The 14,920-nt window shown below is 71.9% G+C and carries 15 protein-coding genes and 1 pseudogene; 7 read left to right on the top strand and 9 right to left on the bottom strand.

Going from position 1 to position 14,920, the window contains the following annotated elements; all coding sequences use genetic code 11:
* The first annotated feature begins 407 nt into the window (after window positions 1-407).
* Window positions 408-1,583 (top strand): hypothetical protein, encoded by a 1,176-nt coding sequence (locus ACWEF6_RS18990; protein WP_449684144.1) that lies wholly within the window; start codon window positions 408-410, stop codon window positions 1,581-1,583.
* Here the strand turns inward: ACWEF6_RS18990 and ACWEF6_RS18985 are convergent.
* The 3 genes and pseudogenes from ACWEF6_RS18985 to ACWEF6_RS18975 form a co-directional block, all read right to left on the bottom strand.
* Window positions 1,559-1,780: an alpha-L-rhamnosidase C-terminal domain-containing protein gene (locus ACWEF6_RS18985; protein WP_449684143.1), complete on the bottom strand. Its 222-nt coding sequence runs from the start codon at window positions 1,778-1,780 to the stop codon at window positions 1,559-1,561. The two genes, ACWEF6_RS18990 and ACWEF6_RS18985, sit on opposite strands and share 25 nt — an antisense overlap.
* Window positions 1,744-4,131 carry a family 78 glycoside hydrolase catalytic domain gene (locus ACWEF6_RS18980; protein ID WP_449684142.1) on the bottom strand — a complete coding sequence of 796 codons (2,388 nt, stop codon included), beginning with the start codon at window positions 4,129-4,131 and terminating at the stop codon, window positions 1,744-1,746. The genes ACWEF6_RS18985 and ACWEF6_RS18980 overlap by 37 nt, the downstream gene beginning before the upstream one ends.
* A gap of 254 nt (window positions 4,132-4,385) precedes the next feature.
* Window positions 4,386-4,553 (bottom strand): annotated as a pseudogene (locus tag ACWEF6_RS18975) (glycoside hydrolase family 78 protein); the annotation flags it as partial.
* A 145-nt stretch (window positions 4,554-4,698) separates the two neighbouring features.
* Here ACWEF6_RS18975 and ACWEF6_RS18970 point away from each other — a divergent pair.
* Genes ACWEF6_RS18970 through ACWEF6_RS18960 form a run of 3 tightly spaced genes read left to right on the top strand, consistent with a single transcriptional unit; the run spans window position 4,699 to window position 8,624 of the window.
* Window positions 4,699-5,529, top strand: a complete 831-nt coding sequence (locus ACWEF6_RS18970) for an ABC transporter ATP-binding protein (RefSeq protein ID WP_449684141.1) — start codon at window positions 4,699-4,701, stop codon at window positions 5,527-5,529.
* A 22-nt stretch (window positions 5,530-5,551) separates the two neighbouring features.
* Complete coding sequence (locus ACWEF6_RS18965; protein WP_449684140.1) at window positions 5,552-6,529, top strand: ABC transporter substrate-binding protein; 978 nt, start codon at window positions 5,552-5,554, stop codon at window positions 6,527-6,529.
* Window position 6,530: 1 nt separating this feature from the next.
* Window positions 6,531-8,624, top strand: coding sequence for an iron ABC transporter permease (locus ACWEF6_RS18960; protein WP_449684139.1), 2,094 nt, complete (start codon window positions 6,531-6,533; stop codon window positions 8,622-8,624).
* Between the two features lie 28 nt (window positions 8,625-8,652).
* Here the strand turns inward: ACWEF6_RS18960 and ACWEF6_RS18955 are convergent, their stop codons facing one another.
* On the bottom strand, window positions 8,653-8,961 hold the full coding sequence (locus tag ACWEF6_RS18955) for a hypothetical protein (RefSeq protein WP_449684138.1): 309 nt from the start codon (window positions 8,959-8,961) through the stop codon (window positions 8,653-8,655).
* 97 nt (window positions 8,962-9,058) lie between these two features.
* Between ACWEF6_RS18955 and ACWEF6_RS18950 the strand changes: the two genes are divergently transcribed.
* Window positions 9,059-9,364 carry a hypothetical protein gene (locus ACWEF6_RS18950; protein ID WP_449684137.1) on the top strand — a complete coding sequence of 102 codons (306 nt, stop codon included), beginning with the start codon at window positions 9,059-9,061 and terminating at the stop codon, window positions 9,362-9,364.
* Between the two features lie 378 nt (window positions 9,365-9,742).
* On the opposite strand, the gene ACWEF6_RS18945 is transcribed toward ACWEF6_RS18950, so the two are convergent.
* Together ACWEF6_RS18945 and ACWEF6_RS18940 are read right to left on the bottom strand one after the other, a co-directional pair.
* On the bottom strand, window positions 9,743-9,982 hold the full coding sequence (locus tag ACWEF6_RS18945) for a hypothetical protein (RefSeq protein WP_449684136.1): 240 nt from the start codon (window positions 9,980-9,982) through the stop codon (window positions 9,743-9,745).
* A 71-nt stretch (window positions 9,983-10,053) separates the two neighbouring features.
* Window positions 10,054-10,542 carry a MarR family winged helix-turn-helix transcriptional regulator gene (locus ACWEF6_RS18940; RefSeq protein ID WP_449684135.1) on the bottom strand — a complete coding sequence of 163 codons (489 nt, stop codon included), beginning with the start codon at window positions 10,540-10,542 and terminating at the stop codon, window positions 10,054-10,056.
* 64 nt (window positions 10,543-10,606) lie between these two features.
* Between ACWEF6_RS18940 and ACWEF6_RS18935 the strand changes: the two genes are divergently transcribed.
* On the top strand, window positions 10,607-11,026 hold the full coding sequence (locus ACWEF6_RS18935) for a DUF6069 family protein (protein WP_310977034.1): 420 nt from the start codon (window positions 10,607-10,609) through the stop codon (window positions 11,024-11,026).
* Here the strand turns inward: ACWEF6_RS18935 and ACWEF6_RS18930 are convergent.
* The 3 genes from ACWEF6_RS18930 to ACWEF6_RS18920 form a co-directional block, all read right to left on the bottom strand.
* Window positions 10,983-11,810: a hypothetical protein gene (locus ACWEF6_RS18930; protein ID WP_449684134.1), complete on the bottom strand. Its 828-nt coding sequence runs from the start codon at window positions 11,808-11,810 to the stop codon at window positions 10,983-10,985. The genes ACWEF6_RS18935 and ACWEF6_RS18930 overlap by 44 nt on opposite strands.
* 95 nt (window positions 11,811-11,905) lie before the next feature.
* Window positions 11,906-12,739, bottom strand: coding sequence for a hypothetical protein (locus tag ACWEF6_RS18925; protein ID WP_449684133.1), 834 nt, complete (start codon window positions 12,737-12,739; stop codon window positions 11,906-11,908).
* A gap of 132 nt (window positions 12,740-12,871) precedes the next feature.
* A complete protein-coding gene (locus ACWEF6_RS18920; RefSeq protein WP_449684132.1) occupies window positions 12,872-13,591 on the bottom strand; it encodes a TetR/AcrR family transcriptional regulator in 720 nt (239 codons plus the stop codon).
* 86 nt (window positions 13,592-13,677) lie between these two features.
* Between ACWEF6_RS18920 and ACWEF6_RS18915 the strand changes: the two genes are divergently transcribed.
* Entirely contained in the window at window positions 13,678-14,793 is a 1,116-nt protein-coding gene (locus ACWEF6_RS18915) for an FAD-dependent oxidoreductase (protein ID WP_449684131.1), read from the top strand.
* The last annotated feature ends 127 nt before the right edge of the window (window positions 14,794-14,920 follow it).

Below are 14,920 nucleotides of genomic sequence, written 5' to 3'. Positions count from 1 at the left end.
GTCGGTACGGCGTGGGGCGTTCCGGCCCGCCCATCCGCGGTCCACCTCGCTATGCGGGCCACCCCGCCTTGCGGCCCACCGGCCGTGCGGCCCACCGGCCGTGCGACTCATCCTGCCGCGCGGCCCCCGGCCGCGCCGCCCACCCGGCTTTCGCGCCCACCTCACGGTGCGCCCTCATCCCCCGTGCCGCCCACCCGGCCGTGCGGCCTACCAGGTGCGCGGCCCACCCGCCGCGCACCCCACCTCGCCGCGCGGCCCACCAGCCCGGCAACCCCGCCGTGTCGCCCACCCGGCCATGCCGCCCACCCCGCCACGCGACCCACCCAGCCGTGCCGCCCACCCCGCCGTGCCCCACAGCCGGCCCGCGCTAGCATCCCGGCGGCGGCCGCGCCGATCAGGAGGCGAACATGGCGGACGAACGCGGCGTCGAAGCCGTTGAGCAGTGGTTTCGGCGGCGAGGCTTGCCCGCCGTGGTGCGGGGGCGGCCTGCGCAGCTGCTGGTGCGCGTCGGGCCCGCCGTCGTGTTCGTTGCGGCCTGGCGGGTGCTCACCGCCGTGCTGTCCGCTGTGGACGGCCGGACCGATGCGGACTTCGACCGGCTCATGGAAAACGACCTCTACGCCCTCGGGTACACCGGGCTGCTGCTGAGCCTGGTCGTCTTCCCGGCCCTCGGGTCGTGGCTCACCGCGCGGTGGGTGCGGCGCAAGCTGGTCGACCGCGGCGGTACCGTGCCCGCGGCGGTGATGGCCGCGGTGTTCGTGGTCGTCGTGCCCGTGGCCGACTGGATCGTCGACGGCGACTCGATGCCGCTCGGCTTCGGCACCCAGCTCGCGATCCTGGTCGGATTGTTCGCCGCCGCCTTCGTCGGGGTCGGGTCGATCGTCGGCTGGGCGCTGCGGGCCGCCTACCGGCAGACGCGGCTGCTCGGCGAGCTGACCAGCCGGGCGCTGCCGCTCCTGCTGCTGTTCACCGTGTTCGGGTTCTTCACCACCGAGATCTGGCAGGTCGGCGCCGCCCTGCCGCGGCAGCGGATGTGGCTGGTCGTCGGGCTGCTCGCCGTGGTCGCCGTCGTCTTCCTGCTCGCGGCGCTCAAGGACGAGGTCACCCGGCTGACCCAGTCGCGCACCGCGCCCGTCGGCCTCGACAAGCTGCGCGAAACGCCGCTGGCGCCCTTCCTCGCCGACGACGTCCCCGAACGGCTCCCGCTCACCAAGCTGGAACGGGCGAACATGATCCTCGTCCTCGTCCTGACCCAGGTGCTGCAGACCTTCGTGCTCGCCACCCTCGTGTTCGTCTTCTTCGTGGTCTTCGGGATCGTCGCGGTGCAGCACGCGGTGATCAAGGCGTGGATCGGCCGCGACCCCGCCGGCGGCACGCTGTTCGGCATCCAGCTGCCGATCCCGCAGGAGCTGCTGCAGGTTTCGCTGTTCATCGCCGCGTTCTCCGGCCTGTACTTCGCCGCCTCGACGGTGACCGATGCCAAGTACCGCAACGCCTTCTTCGACCCGCTCGCCGACCACCTCGCGGTCAGCCTCGTCGCGCGCGACCTCTACCTCGCCTACTTCGAGCCCCGGAAGCGGTAACTCCCGGACCCGACGACCACGACCGTGGCCTTCTTCCCCGCGTCGTACGTCACGCTCGAAACACCCGGGGCCCACCGCACCGGCTTGCCCGACTCGGTCACGTTGCCCGCCGGGATCACCACTTCGGCGGTGGTGCCGGCGGGCACGGTCACGTCCATCGTCAGCCCGCCACCGGTGACGCTCCAGGCATTCGACAACCGCCCGTAGACGGTGTCGATGGCGCCTTCGGCGTGGGTGAGCCCGCCGCCGAGGTGAACGAATTCATGTCCACCGGCCCGAACGTGCCGTCGGGCTGGATCGAGTTCCAGCGTTCCCACACGGTGGTCGCGCCCTTGGCGATCTCGTACCCCCACGACGGGTAGTCCTGTTTGGACACCAGCGTGTAGGCGAGGTCGTCGCGGCCGATGTTCGTCAGGGCCGGCATCAGCCACGGCGTCCCGATGAACCCGGTCTTGAGGTGGTTGTCGCTCTGGGCGAGCTTCGCCACGTACTTCGCCCCCGCCTTGGCCTTCAGCGCCGGATCGGTGACGAGGTCCATGCCGAGCGCCAGGGCGTACCCGGTCTGCGAATCGCCCAGCACCGTCCCGTCCGCCGCCACATAGGCGCGGGTGAACGCGGTACGGACGTCGTTGTCCAGTTTGCCGTACTCGGCCGCTTCGGCGGTCCGGCCCACCGCGGCCGCCATCTCCGCCATCATCCGGACGTCCTGCGCCCAGATCGCGGTGCCGAGCACGCCCTGGTCCGAGGGGTCGTCGAGGTTGAGCCAGTCGTTGGTGAAGAACGTCAGCCGCCCGGTCTCCAGGTTGTCCGGCCCGGCACTCGCGCGGGCGTAGGCGAAGAAGCGGCTCATGGCGTCGTAGTTGTCGCGCAGCACCTGCGCGTCGCCATAGGCGTGCCACAGGGCATACGGCACGGTGATCAGCGCGTCTTCCCAGCCGACGCCGCTTTCGTCGAACGCACCATTCGTCGACGGGACGACCGCCGGGATCGACCCGCTGCTCTTCTGCTCGTCACGGACGTCGGTCAGCCACTTCCCGAGGAAGGCCCGGGTGTCGCTGAGGTAGCTCGCCGTCGGCGCGAAGATGTTGATGTCACCGGTCCAGCCCAGTCGCTCGTCGCGGGCCGGGGTGTCGGTCGGGATCGAGAGGAAATTGCCCCGCGCGCCCCAGGAAACGTTGCTGAGCAGCTGGTTCAGCATGCCGTCGGACGTCCCCAGCGTGCCGGTGCGGCGCAGGTCCGAACCCCACACGACGCCCCGCACGTCCGCGGCGGCCGGCGGCGTGGCGAGCCCGGTGACCTCGAGGTAGCGGAAACCGTGCTGGGTGAAGGTCGGCTGGTAGGTGCTCGTGCCGTCCTTCGCGAACCGGTAGTAGTCCGTGGCGGTCGCCGCCCGCAGGTTCGCCACGTACATCGTGCCGTCGGGGTTGAGTACCTCGGCGTGCCGCAGCTTGACCGTCTCCCCCGCCTTGCCGGTGAGCTTCACCCGGGCGACGCCGACCATGTTCTGGCCGAGGTCGTACACGGTCACCACCGGCGCGGGGTGGCTGACCGCTTTCGTGGCGAGGACCTGGGTTTCCCGCACCGGCTCGTCCGGCTGCGGCGACAGCTTCACCGTGTCCGAGGGCCGGGTGACGACCGGCGCCCACGCCGAGTCGTCGAACCCGGCGGCCGCCCAGCCGGGCTGTTCGAGCCGGGCGTCGTAGGTCTCGCCGAGCTGGTTGTCGGTCGCCGCGAACGGGCCGGTGCTCCACTTCCAGCCCGGTGCCGTGTCGACCCACTGCACGCCGCCGTCGGCGTAGGTGATCTTCAGCCGGGCGACGAGCGCCAGGTCGGTACCGTACTGGCCCTTGCCGGCGAGCCCGATCTTCCCGGCCCACCACCCGTCGCCGAGCGCGGCCCCGAACCCGTTCGCGCCCGCCCGGACCAGCTCGGTGACGTCGTAGGTCTGGGACTGGATCCGCTTGGCGTACTCGGTGTAGCCGGGCGCGAGGTACTGGTCGCCGACCTTGCGGCCGTTGAGCGTGAGCTGGTAGACGCCGTGCGCCGACGCGTACACGCGGGCCTGGGCCACGCGCTTGCCGGGCGTGGTCGAGAACGACGTCCGCAGCAGCGGTTCGAAGGAGTCGCGGCCGGCGAACAGGGCGTCGGTGCTGCCGGTGACGGTCAGTGCGCCGTGGTCGATGCTGCCGCCGGTGAACGGGTTGGGCACCGCGAATTCGGGGTTCGCCAGCACGCTGCCGTCCGGTTTGGTGACGGCGAACTTGGTGACGGTGACCGATTCCGCGTCGTAGGTGCGCAGGCCGGCCCGCCCGCTCGGGAAGCCGGTGACCGTGCGGGTGTCGACGACGACACCGTCCAAAGTGGTCCGGATGGTGGTGCCGTCGACGGTGTAGGCCACGGTGTGCGTCCCGGCCAGCAGGCCGGCCCGGGTGAACCCGAACGGCCGCAGGTCCACTTCGGCCAGTACCGAGTAGCCGCCGTTGACACGCAGGTGCGGACGCAGCAGCGGCACGGACGTCGCGGAGTCGCCGACGTTGAGCTGCCACATGTAGGCGTTGCCGGCGTCCCGGGCCCGGAGGAAGGTCCCGAAGGCCAGGTTGTCCAGCCGGAAGTCCTCGGTGACGGTGTAGTCGGTCCACTGGTCGTACGACGGCGCCGGTTTGCCGATCCAGGCCGCGGAGCCCCAGTCGGCCGCGGTGAGCAGCCCGGTCTCGAACCACGCGGGCCGGCTCCACCGGCTCGGGGCCCCTGGTCGTCCCAGCTGCGGACGCGCCAGAAGTACCGGACGCCGGAGGCGAGATCCGGCCCGCGATAGGCGACGTCGACCTGCTGCGCCGACCTGACCCGGCCGGAACGCCAGACATCGGCGGCTCCCGGCGTCCGGCCGACCTCGAGCTCGTAGGCGGTTTGCGTGACCGCCCGACGCGACGAGGAGATCTGCCAGCCGAATACGGGGGCCGCTCCGGGAATCCCGAGTGGGTTGGCCCGGCCGTTCGTGGTGAGCCCGTCGAGGGCCGGTGAGATTAGGTGACCGCGGTCACGGTCGTCAACGGCGTCCGAATTGTGCCGTCCGCCACCTTGTAGGTTAGGTAAGCCTGACCTTATGGTCCTCCCTGTGTCCCTTGTCCCCCGCTCCGGCGTGCACGCCCAGGAGGTCGACGTCGCCTACGGCAGCGACGTCGTCGTGCGTGCCGCTTCCCTTTCCCTGCAGGCCGGGACCGTCACCGCGCTGATCGGCCCGAACGGCAGCGGGAAGTCGACGCTGCTGCGGGCGCTCGCCCGGCTGCACCCGCCGGTCGCCGGGTCCGTCACCTTCGCCGACGGCGCCGACCTGCGCGCACTGTCCGGAAAGGACATCGCCAAGCGGATCACCCTGCTGTCGCAGCACCGGACCGCGCCCGGCGGGGTCTGCGTCCGGGAACTGGTCGAGTTCGGCAGGCACCCGCACCGGTCCCGCTGGGGCGGCCGCGATCCCGAAGGGCACGCCGCCGTCGAGCGGGCGATGGCGCTGACCGGGCTGTCCGCCCTCGCCGACCGGCCCGTGCAGGCGCTGTCCGGTGGGCAGGCGCAGCGGGTCTGGCTCGCCGCCTGCCTGGCCCAGGACACCGCGCTGCTGCTGCTCGACGAGCCCACGACCTTCCTCGACCTGCGCTACCAGGTCGAGATCCTCGACGTCGTCCGCGATCTGGCCGACCGGCACGGGGTCGGCGTCGGCGTGGTGCTGCACGACCTCGACCAGGCCGCCGCGGTCGCCGACCGGGTGCTGCTGCTCGAAGCCGGCCGGGTCACCGCCGAAGGCACCCCCGCCGACGTGCTGACGGCCGAACACCTCAGCCGCGCCTACGGCATCCGCGTGGACGTCGTCGCCGACCCGGCCGACGGGCGGATCCACACCCGCGCGGTCGGCCGCTTCAACGACGCGGCACCGCGCACCGCGTCGGTCTGACCCGAGAAAAAACAGGAGAAACATGCGGATCACCCGGATGCTCCTCGGCCTGTCCGCGGCCGCCACGTTCTTCGTGGCCGGCTGCGGCACCACCGAGGCACCCACCAGCAACGCCGCCGCCACCGGCGGTGCCGGCCCGATCACCGTCGTCGACTCGCGCGGCAAGGAGGTGAAGCTGCCCGGCCCGGCCAAGCGCGTCGCGGCGACCGAGTGGAACGCCGTCGAGCACCTCGTCTCCCTCGGCGTCATGCCGGTCGGCGTGGCCGACATCAAGGGCTACGGCCAGTGGGTCAGCGCCGAAAAGCTCGACGGCACCCCGAAGGACATCGGCACCCGCGGCGAACCGAGCCTCGACACGCTCGGCTCGCTGGGCCTGGACCTCGTGGTCGTCACCGACAGCGTGACCGAAGGGGCCCTGGAGCAGATCGAGGCGAAGGTCCCGGTCATCGTCATCAACGGCGGCAACGCCAAGGACCCGATCGCCGGGATGTACGCCAACCTGGACACCATCGCCAAGGCCACCGGCACCGAAACCCGGGCCGCACAGCTGAAAACCGAGTTCGAGCAGAAGCTGACCGCCGGCCGGGCCGCGGTGGAGAAGCGGGGCGCCGCGGGCCAGAAGGTCGCGTTCTCCGACGCCTACGTCACCTCCGGCTCGGTCAGCATCCGCCCCTACACCAAGGGCGCGCTGGTCTCCGCGGTGTTCGCCAAGCTCGGCCTCGAGACCGCCTGGCCGATGGACGGCGACGCGGTCTACGGCCTCGCGCAGGCCGACGTCGAAGGCCTGACCAAGCTGCCCGACGTGCGGTTCTGGTACATCGCCAACAACGCCGACGGCGACCCCTACCAGCAGCAGCTGGCCGGCAACGCGATCTGGACGAACCTCCCGTTCGTCAAGAGCGGCAAGGTGCACCGCTTCCCGGACGCCCTCTGGATGTTCGGCGGCCCGAAGTCCATGGCGCAGTTCGTCGACGCGGCCGTCGCCGCGCTCGAGAAGTAGCGTGGTCACCCTGACCGAGCCCGGCCCGCCCGCGGTCGCCGTCCGGCGCCGCGGGCGGCTCGCGCTGCTCGGCGGCGGGCTCGCCGCGCTCATCCTGCTGGGTTCGGCCGTGCACCTGACGCAGGGCACCGCGAACCTGGACCCGCTGGACGTGCTGCGGCTGGTCTTCGGCAGCGCGACCGGTGACACGACCGCGGTGGTCGTCGAGTCGCGGCTGCCGCGCCTGCTCGCGGCGCTGGTCGTCGGGGGCGCGCTCGGCGTGGCCGGCGCGGTGCTGCAGTCGGTGTCCCGCAACACCTTGGCGTCGCCGGACACCCTGGCCGTCAACGCCGGCGCCCACCTGGCGGTGGTCGCCGTCGCCGCGTTCGGCGTTTCGCTGCCCCTGCTCGGCGCGACCGGGATCGCCTTCGCGGGCGGGCTGGCGGCGGCCGTGTTCGTGCTCGCGCTGTCCGGCACCGGGGGCACCGGGATCGTGCGGCTGGTGCTGGCGGGCACCGCGATCGCGCTGGCCCTGATCTCCGTGACCCAGGTGCTGCTGCTGTTGTACGCCCAGGAAACCCGCGGCCTCTTCGCGTGGGGCGAGGGCTCCCTGGAACAGAACGGGCTCGGCGGCATCCGCACGCTCGGCCCGGTGGCCGGCGTGGCCCTGGCCGTGCTGCTCGGCCTGGCCCGGCGGCTCGACCTGATCCAGATCGGCGACGACCACGCCCGGACGTTGGGTGTCCACATCGGACGGACCCGGTTCGCCGCGATCGCGCTGGCCGTGCTGCTGGCCGCGACCGCGGTGACGCTGGCCGGCCCGATCGGGTTCGTCGGCCTCGCCGCACCGGCGGTGGCCCGGCTGCTCGCGACCGTGGTGCCGGGCCTGCACCGGCACGCGGCGCTGCTCCCCTGCTCCGCGGCGCTCGGCGCGGTGCTCCTGCTGGGCGCGGACGTGCTGCTGCGCGCGGTCATCGGCCCCCAGCGCGCCCTGGCGGTGCCGACCGGCGTCGTGACGACGATCCTCGGCGCGCTCTTCCTCGTGGTCCTGGCCCGCACCGCCCGGATCACGGCCGCGACCGCCGAACCACCCGCGGCCGGCGCCCGGGGCGGGGTGAGCGCGACCCGGTACCGGGTGACGGTGGCGGTGCTGGTGCTCGTGCTGGCCGCCGTCGCCGTGGGCGCGGTGCTGCTCGGGGACGCGAAACTGCTGCTGGGCGACGTCGTCAACTGGGTCACCGGGCAGGCGGGGCCGCTCGTCACCGGTGTGCTGGACACCCGCGTTCCCCGGGTGGTGGCCGCGCTGCTGGCGGGCGCGGCACTGGCGCTGGGCGGCGCGCTCACCCAGGCGGTCGCCCGCAATCCCCTGGCCGAGCCGGGGATGATCGGCGTCGTCGGCGGCGCGGGCCTCGGTGCGGTCGCCGTGATCACGGCCGTGTCCGGGGCCGGGTTCTGGACGCTGACCGGCTCCGCGGGCCTGGGCGCCGCCCTGGCCATGGCCGTGGTCTTCGCCGTGGCCGCCCGCGGCGGGTTCACCAGCGAACGCCTGGTGCTGATCGGTTTCGGCGTGCACGCGGCGTCGCAGGCGGTGGTGACGCTGCTGATCACGCTGTCCGATCCGTGGAACGAGACCAAGGCGCTGACCTGGCTGGGTGGTTCGACCTACGGCCGGGCCTTCCCGCACCTGGTGCCGATGGCGCTGGCCTTGCTGGTGGTCGCGCCGGTGCTGGTCCGCACGCGGCGTGAGCTCGACCTGCTGGCGCTGGACGACGAAACCCCGCGCGTGCTGGGCGTGCCCGTGGCCCGGACGCGGTTGCTGCTGCTGTCGTGCGCGGTCCTGCTGACCGGCGCGGCGGTCGCGGGCATCGGGGTGCTGACGTTCGTCGGGCTGGTCGCCCCGCACGCGGCCCGGGCGATCGTCGGCAGCCGGCATTCCCGCCTGCTGCCCGCCGCCGCGGTGCTGGGCGCGATCCTGGTCTGCGCGGCCGACACCGTCGGCCGCACGGTCCTCGCTCCCGGCCAGCTCCCGGCCGGCCTGATGACCGCGATCCTCGGCGCGCCCTACTTCGTGTGGCTCCTCTACCGCCACCGCACGGCCGCCGCCCGGAGCCGCTGAGCTCCCCCGGGCGGCGGTCCGTCCGTGCTCAGCCGTCGACGCTGGTGTGCGTCTTCGAGGCGCACTTCGCCGGCGTGGTGTCGCCGTTGCCGTCGACCAGGCACACCTTCAGGCCGGCCACGTCACCGGCGTAGACGTTGCCGTAGGCCTTGAAGGGATCCCAGACGACCTGGTCCCCAGCGAGCCCGTTGCCGTTGTCCTTCGACCCGATCAGGACGCCGTCGAGCCAGGCCCACGCCTTCACGCCGTGCCCGTCCCCGCAGTAGTCGTGCACGACCGCGTAGTCGTCGTTGTTGCCGCCCCCGGGCGCCCCCGCGCCGTAGTCGACGAAGTCCACCGCATCGCAGCCGTCGGTGGTGTGGACGGTGAACTGTCGTCGTACGCGGCGGAAGTCGGAGTGGCCGCCGGCACGGCCGAGCCCAGCGCCGGCACCGGTGCGCGAGGACGTCGTGCAGTTCGGTGGCGATGCGCATCCGCTCCTCGGTGACCGCGCGCCGAGCCCGGGCTTCCCGGTCCCGGTCGAGCTGCCTGGTCAAGACCTCCAGGCGCGCGTTGCGCTCGGTGAGGATCCGGCGGATGTCGCCGACGGCCAGACGGTCGCGCTCAACAACGCGGCGAGCACGGCCAGCAGCCACTGCGGCCCCAGGTCCGCGGAGGCCGTCCCCGCCGCCTGCACCACGGTGGCGAGCACGGCGGCCGCGACCGACACGCGCCGGGACCGTTGCACCGCAACGGTGTAGTGGGCGAGCAGCGGGCCGAAGTTGTTTAACGCGTCTCAGTACCCGGCGATCACCGACGCCAGCGAACCGGCCAGGCAGAGCAGGAATACCTTCACCGGCGCCCGGCGGCGCGGCGTGACCGGCAGGATGGCGGCGGCGGTGAGCAGCACGCCGGGAAGCCCGAAAACCCGGCCGTGCGAGGCGTAGTCGTACCGGGGGGGCCAGCACGACGCCGAGGACGACCAGCCACGACACCACGCCGTCCAGCAGCTGCGGGTGCGCTTCCCCGTACCGCCGTACCCGCGTCCACGCCGCCCGCACCGGGCCACCGTATCCGCCCGGCTGCGGTGCGTTATGCGCCCGGGGTTGACCTTCGGTACCGCGGGAGTTGACGGGCCCCTACTCGGCCGTGGTTCTGCTTCCGCGCCGCCGTCGCCAGACCACGGCCGCGACGAGCAGCGCCACGGGTAAACCGGTGATCAGCAACCCTTCGGCGGGCGCCGGCACGACGTCCTGGTGCGCCACCGAGGCGGCGAGAGTGACGCCGCCGGCGGGGAATTCCCGGGCGGGCGGACCACTCCCGCACCCGTTCTGCTCGTGCCAGTGCCCGGCGACTGCGTATTCGACGGCGGTGGGCATCCCGCACCCCTCCTCGGGTGTTCTCCGGAACCGCAGACCAGTGTGGCGCGGCCGGCCGGAGAACTCCACACCTACTCGGGTGCCAGGATTTCCGTGGGGAGGCCGAGGGTTTCCACGATCCGCGCGACGGCGTCGCCGAGCCGCACGAAGTCGTCGCCGAGCGGATCGGTCACCAGGCGGCGGACGGTGGCGACGTGCCCGGGCGCCGAAGCGGCCAGGTGCGCGCGCCCGGCCGCGGTGAGCGTCGCCGTGGTGAACCGGCGGCCCTGGCCGGTGCAGACTTCGCGCACCACCCACCCCCGGTCTTCCAGGCGCGCGACGGCGTGCGAAATCCGCGGCAGCGACCCGTTGGCCATTTCCGCGATTTCGCTCATCCGCAGGCTTTCCCCGGGCACGGCCGACAGCCGGGCCAGGATCATGTAGCCCAGCAGTGTCAGGTCGGCGTCCCGCAGCAGCTGGCTTTCCAGCGCACCCGGGAGCGTGAGCAGGACCTTCGCCAGGTTGATCCACGCCCGCCGTTCGTCGTCGTCCAGCCAGCGGGCCGGCTCCTCCTCGCGCACGCCTTGACTTTAACACGCAACCCAACCTACCGTTTGGGTTGCATGTTAAACCCAAGGAGGAGCGATGACGACCACCCCGCGACTGACCTCGATGACCGTCCTCCGCCTCGGCTTCGCCCTGCTGGCGGCGGCCGCGGCGAACACGGCCATCGCGCTCGGCGCACTGGCCCTCGACGACGGCGGGATCGCGATGGGCCTGAACCCCGCGTCCTACCTGCCCGCGACCGCCGCCGGGCTGCTGCTGGGCACCATCGGCTGGTTCGTGCTCGCCCGCCGGGCGCCGCAGGCCCTGCGCGTGGTCGTCCCGGCGGTCCTGGTCCTGACCTGGGTCCCGGACCTGCTCCTGTTCACGGCGGGCGCCACGGCGGCCAACGTCTTCGGCTTGATGCTGATGCACCTGGTCGTCACGACGGCGGTGGTCGCCGCCCTGCGCCCGACGCTCACTCCGGCCGCGGTTCAGCTCTCAGAACCGTCCGGGAGGTGAGCCGGCCCTTCTCGGGTTCCCGCCCGGCCTGCCCCGCGGCGACGGCGGCGGTGAGCGCCCCGACGGCGTCCTCGGCGCGGTAGATCGTTTCCAGCAACGTGAATTCCTGGAGGGCGGCAACGGTGGCCGGGCCGTTCCGCTCCAGTTCCGCCAGCAGCGCCCGCCGCAGCGGCAGCAGCTGCGGGGTGAGCGAGATGTCGACGAGCGCGCCTTCGGGGTCCCGCGGATCGCGGTACCGGATGCCGGCGAACTCGTCGGCCGCCCAGAGCTCGTTCTTGAAGGTGGCGAGGTGCCGGCCGTCGGCGGTCGCGAACACGAGCGTCTTCGCGCTTCCGTTGTCCGCCACCAGATCCACGGCCACGGCACACCCGAGCCCGGCCGCCTTCAAGCGGTCCCGGTGGTCCGCGCCCGGTTCGGCGGCCAGCAGGACCTCGTGCGCCTTGCCCCGCACCAGCGACGCCGGCCAGTCACCGGAGAGGTGCGCGAGCATCGGCCCGCGCACGTCGACCTCCCCGAGTTCACCGACGGTCCGGACGACCAGCCCACCCGGAGCCCCACCGGGCGACGCCCGGCCGACGAGGACCACCTCCAGGTGGTGCTCCCCCAGCCGGTCGGCGAACTCCCCGAAAACCCGGAAGGCCTCGGCGGCGAACTCCCCGCATTCGACGTAGGTCCCACCCTTGGCCGACCGCAGCACGGTGGCGGTCCACGCGTCGAGGTACCGCACCAGCACGTCACGCTCGACGGAAACGTGCGGGTCAGGACGCCGGACGCGCTCGGCCACGCTCCCGGTTGTACCGCACCGCGGCGCCGATCACCAGATCTCGCGCGGCTCGGCTCGCCTCCTGGAGACCGAGGAGCGGCGATGAGGATCAACGCTCAGGTGGCTTCGGCGCGATTCGCCGCGCCACCGAGTTCCACCGTCTGGACGAGCCAGAACACTGCATACCAGAGGATGATCAGCGCCTCCAGCCACAACGCCCAGTGCTGCACGCCGACGACCCAGAGGATTCCTCCGGTCAGGAGGGACCCGCCCATCAAGGCGGCGACCACGATGTACCAGACCGTGAAGTTCCCTTGGGGGGCGGACCAGGCGTTCGCCACGACGACGATGACGATCCCGATGAACAACGGTATCGCCGCGTAGAGGTGGCCGTGGTCACGGAACCAGTCTTGCCTGTTCCAGTACAGCCAGATTCCGAAGACCAAAACCGCCAGCGTCACCAGGTGCGAGATGAACGTGTACGGCTTGGGGCGTTCGAACCGGCCGTGCCGGCGTTTCCGCGCAAGGAGGCCGAAGACCGTGGCGGCCACCCCGATCGCGAGCAGCGCACCGACATCGGTCTTGACCGCCGCCTCGATCTCGGGCCGGCTCGGCCCGTTCACCGGAAGACAGGCGTCGTCGATTTCCGTCGGCACGAACGCGACGATGAACGCCAGGAACCCCGAGCAGTCGAGTGCGGTGTTCTCGTAGTCGGTGTTCCCGCGGTAGACGATCATGCCCGTGCCGATCGCGCACAAAACGCCGACGAAAACGGGCCGCACCGAAGTGAAGTAGTAGGCGCTGATGGAATGCTGCCAGCACAGACCGTCATTGACGAACAGAAACTGCAAGAGGATGGCGAGGAACAGCAGCGCCACGAGCATGACCATGGCGACGCGAAGCGCCAGGTAGGTCTGGTGAATGTTTTCTTCCCGGTTTTCGACGCTCACGCCGACCTCCTTTCGGGAAACGTCCGTTGCCCGTGCAGGACGCCGTCGGGCCGCGGTTGTCCGGAGGTCGCAGCTTCTTCACCGGCCGTTACCGTCCAGGAAAAACGTCACCTGAACGAGTCTTCAACGGAATCAACGGGACGACGGGGTCCGGCTGAGGTTGTCGACGATCAAACCGACGGTGAACTCGAACCGATCCTCCCCGCTTCCGGAAGTCAGCTCGGCGGCGAAGCGCCGCGTCTGCGGAAACGCCTCGGCCGGCAGTGCGGCGAACCGGTCCAGCAGCTCGTCCCGGCCGACCACCCATTCGTCCTCCGGACGTTTCCGCCGCTGCCGGACCAGCGATTGCTCCAACGCATATGCGCTGACGTACAGAGAAAGCGCGTCAAGGCCCCACGCGGCGGCCTGCGGCTCGACATCCCCGGCAAGCAGAATCGCGAAAAGCCCTTCACGGACCCGCAGCGCGTCGAGGTTGGTGGGGACCATGCCCAGCGCAGCCCGGGAAACGCCGGGGTACTTCAGATACTGGTCCCGGATCCGGCCGTACACGTCGAGGAGCTGCGTCCGCCAGAGCGCCGGGTCCGGTTCGGGCAGGTCGATCTCGGCGCACAGGCGGCCGATGAGCAGGTCGTCGAGGTCGTCCTTGTTCACGATGTGCGCGTACAGCGAAGACGGCCCGGTGCCGAGCACGGCGGCGACGCGGCGGATCGTCAGCGCGTCGTAGCCCTCGGCCGCCACGACCTGCAGGGCCGCGTCGGTGATCCGGTCGACCGTGATCGGCCTCTTGGGCGACGGGGCCGCGGGATTTCCTGCGTGCCGGGCGGCTCGGCGCTGCCGGGGGTCGGTGGGCATGTCGATCACTATAGCTTGAGACGAACTTAGTTCGCGTGCTAGAACTTAGTTCGTTGAGAACGAACTAAGTTCGAAAGAGGTCTGACATGCGAGTTTCCATCGCTGGAGCCGGGCTGGGCGGGCTGTGCCTCGCACAGGGCCTGCGCCAGGCCGGGATCGAAGCCGACGTGCACGAACGGGACCCGGCGATCACCGCGCGGTTCCAGGGCTACCGGCTCGTCCTGAATCCCACCGGGCTGGCGGCGCTCCAGGGCTGTCTGCCGCCACGCTGGCACCCGCTGCTGGACGCGATCACCGGCGACGCCTACGGCGAGCGGCTGGTCCTGGACCCGCGGCTGAACAAGATCGGCGAACTCGGCCCCGGGAAAACCGGCACCGTCGTCGACCGGCACGTGCTCCGCCACGTGCTGCTGACCGGGCTCACCGTGCGCACCGGGGCCGCGCTGACCGGCTACGACGTGCTGGACGACGGCCGCGTCGAAGCCCGGTTCGCGAAGAAAGACCCGGTCGTCGCCGACCTGCTCGTCGGGGCGGACGGCGTCGGCTCTGCCGTGCGTGCGGTGCTCTCGCCGCGGACCACGCCGACCGATACCGGCGTCCGGTTCGTCATCGGCCGTACGCCGCTGACAGGGCAGTTCGCCGGACTGGAGCGGGCCTTCGGCTCGAAGATCGCCGGCAACGGCGTGAGCCTGCTGCTCGGCGCGATGCGCTTCCGCACCCCGCCGAAGGAGGCGGCCGAGACGCTGGCGCCCGAGGTGGTCCTCCCCGACGTCGGCGACTACGTGCGCTGGGCCATGATCCTGCCGCCGGACGGCCCGGCCGGCGGCCGGACCCCGCAGGAGACCGTGCTGGCCCGGATCGAGGGCTGGCACCCGGACCTGCGGGCGCTCATCGAGCAGGCCGACCCGGACAACAGCGCCCTGCTGTCCATCCGGGTGGTCGAGCCCCGCGAGCGCTGGGCGCCCGGCCCGGTCACGCTGCTCGGCGACGCCATCCACGCCACCTCCCCGACCGGCGGCAACGGCGCGAACACCGCCCTGCGCGACGCGGACCTGCTGCGCCGCTGCCTGACCGAGGGCCGCCCGGACCTCCTCGGCGCGGTCGGCGCGTACGAACGGCAGATGTTCGAGTACGGCGCCGAGGCCGTGCGCCACAGCCTCGACGCGCTTCCCGCCTTCGTGCCGCAACCCGAATCGGCCTGACCCGAAGACGGACAAAAGCCGGACAATCGGGCCGCTCACCTACCCGGTACCGGTTCCACCCGAGAAAATAGGGCCTCACGCGGGGAGAAACCGGCCCGGTGCGCCACGAGCCAGGTGACACGGTTGC

The organism is Amycolatopsis sp. NPDC004772, from assembly GCF_053601215.1.
The sequence above is the reverse complement of the archived record's forward strand: the minus strand, read 5'-3'. Positions and strand labels throughout refer to the sequence as shown.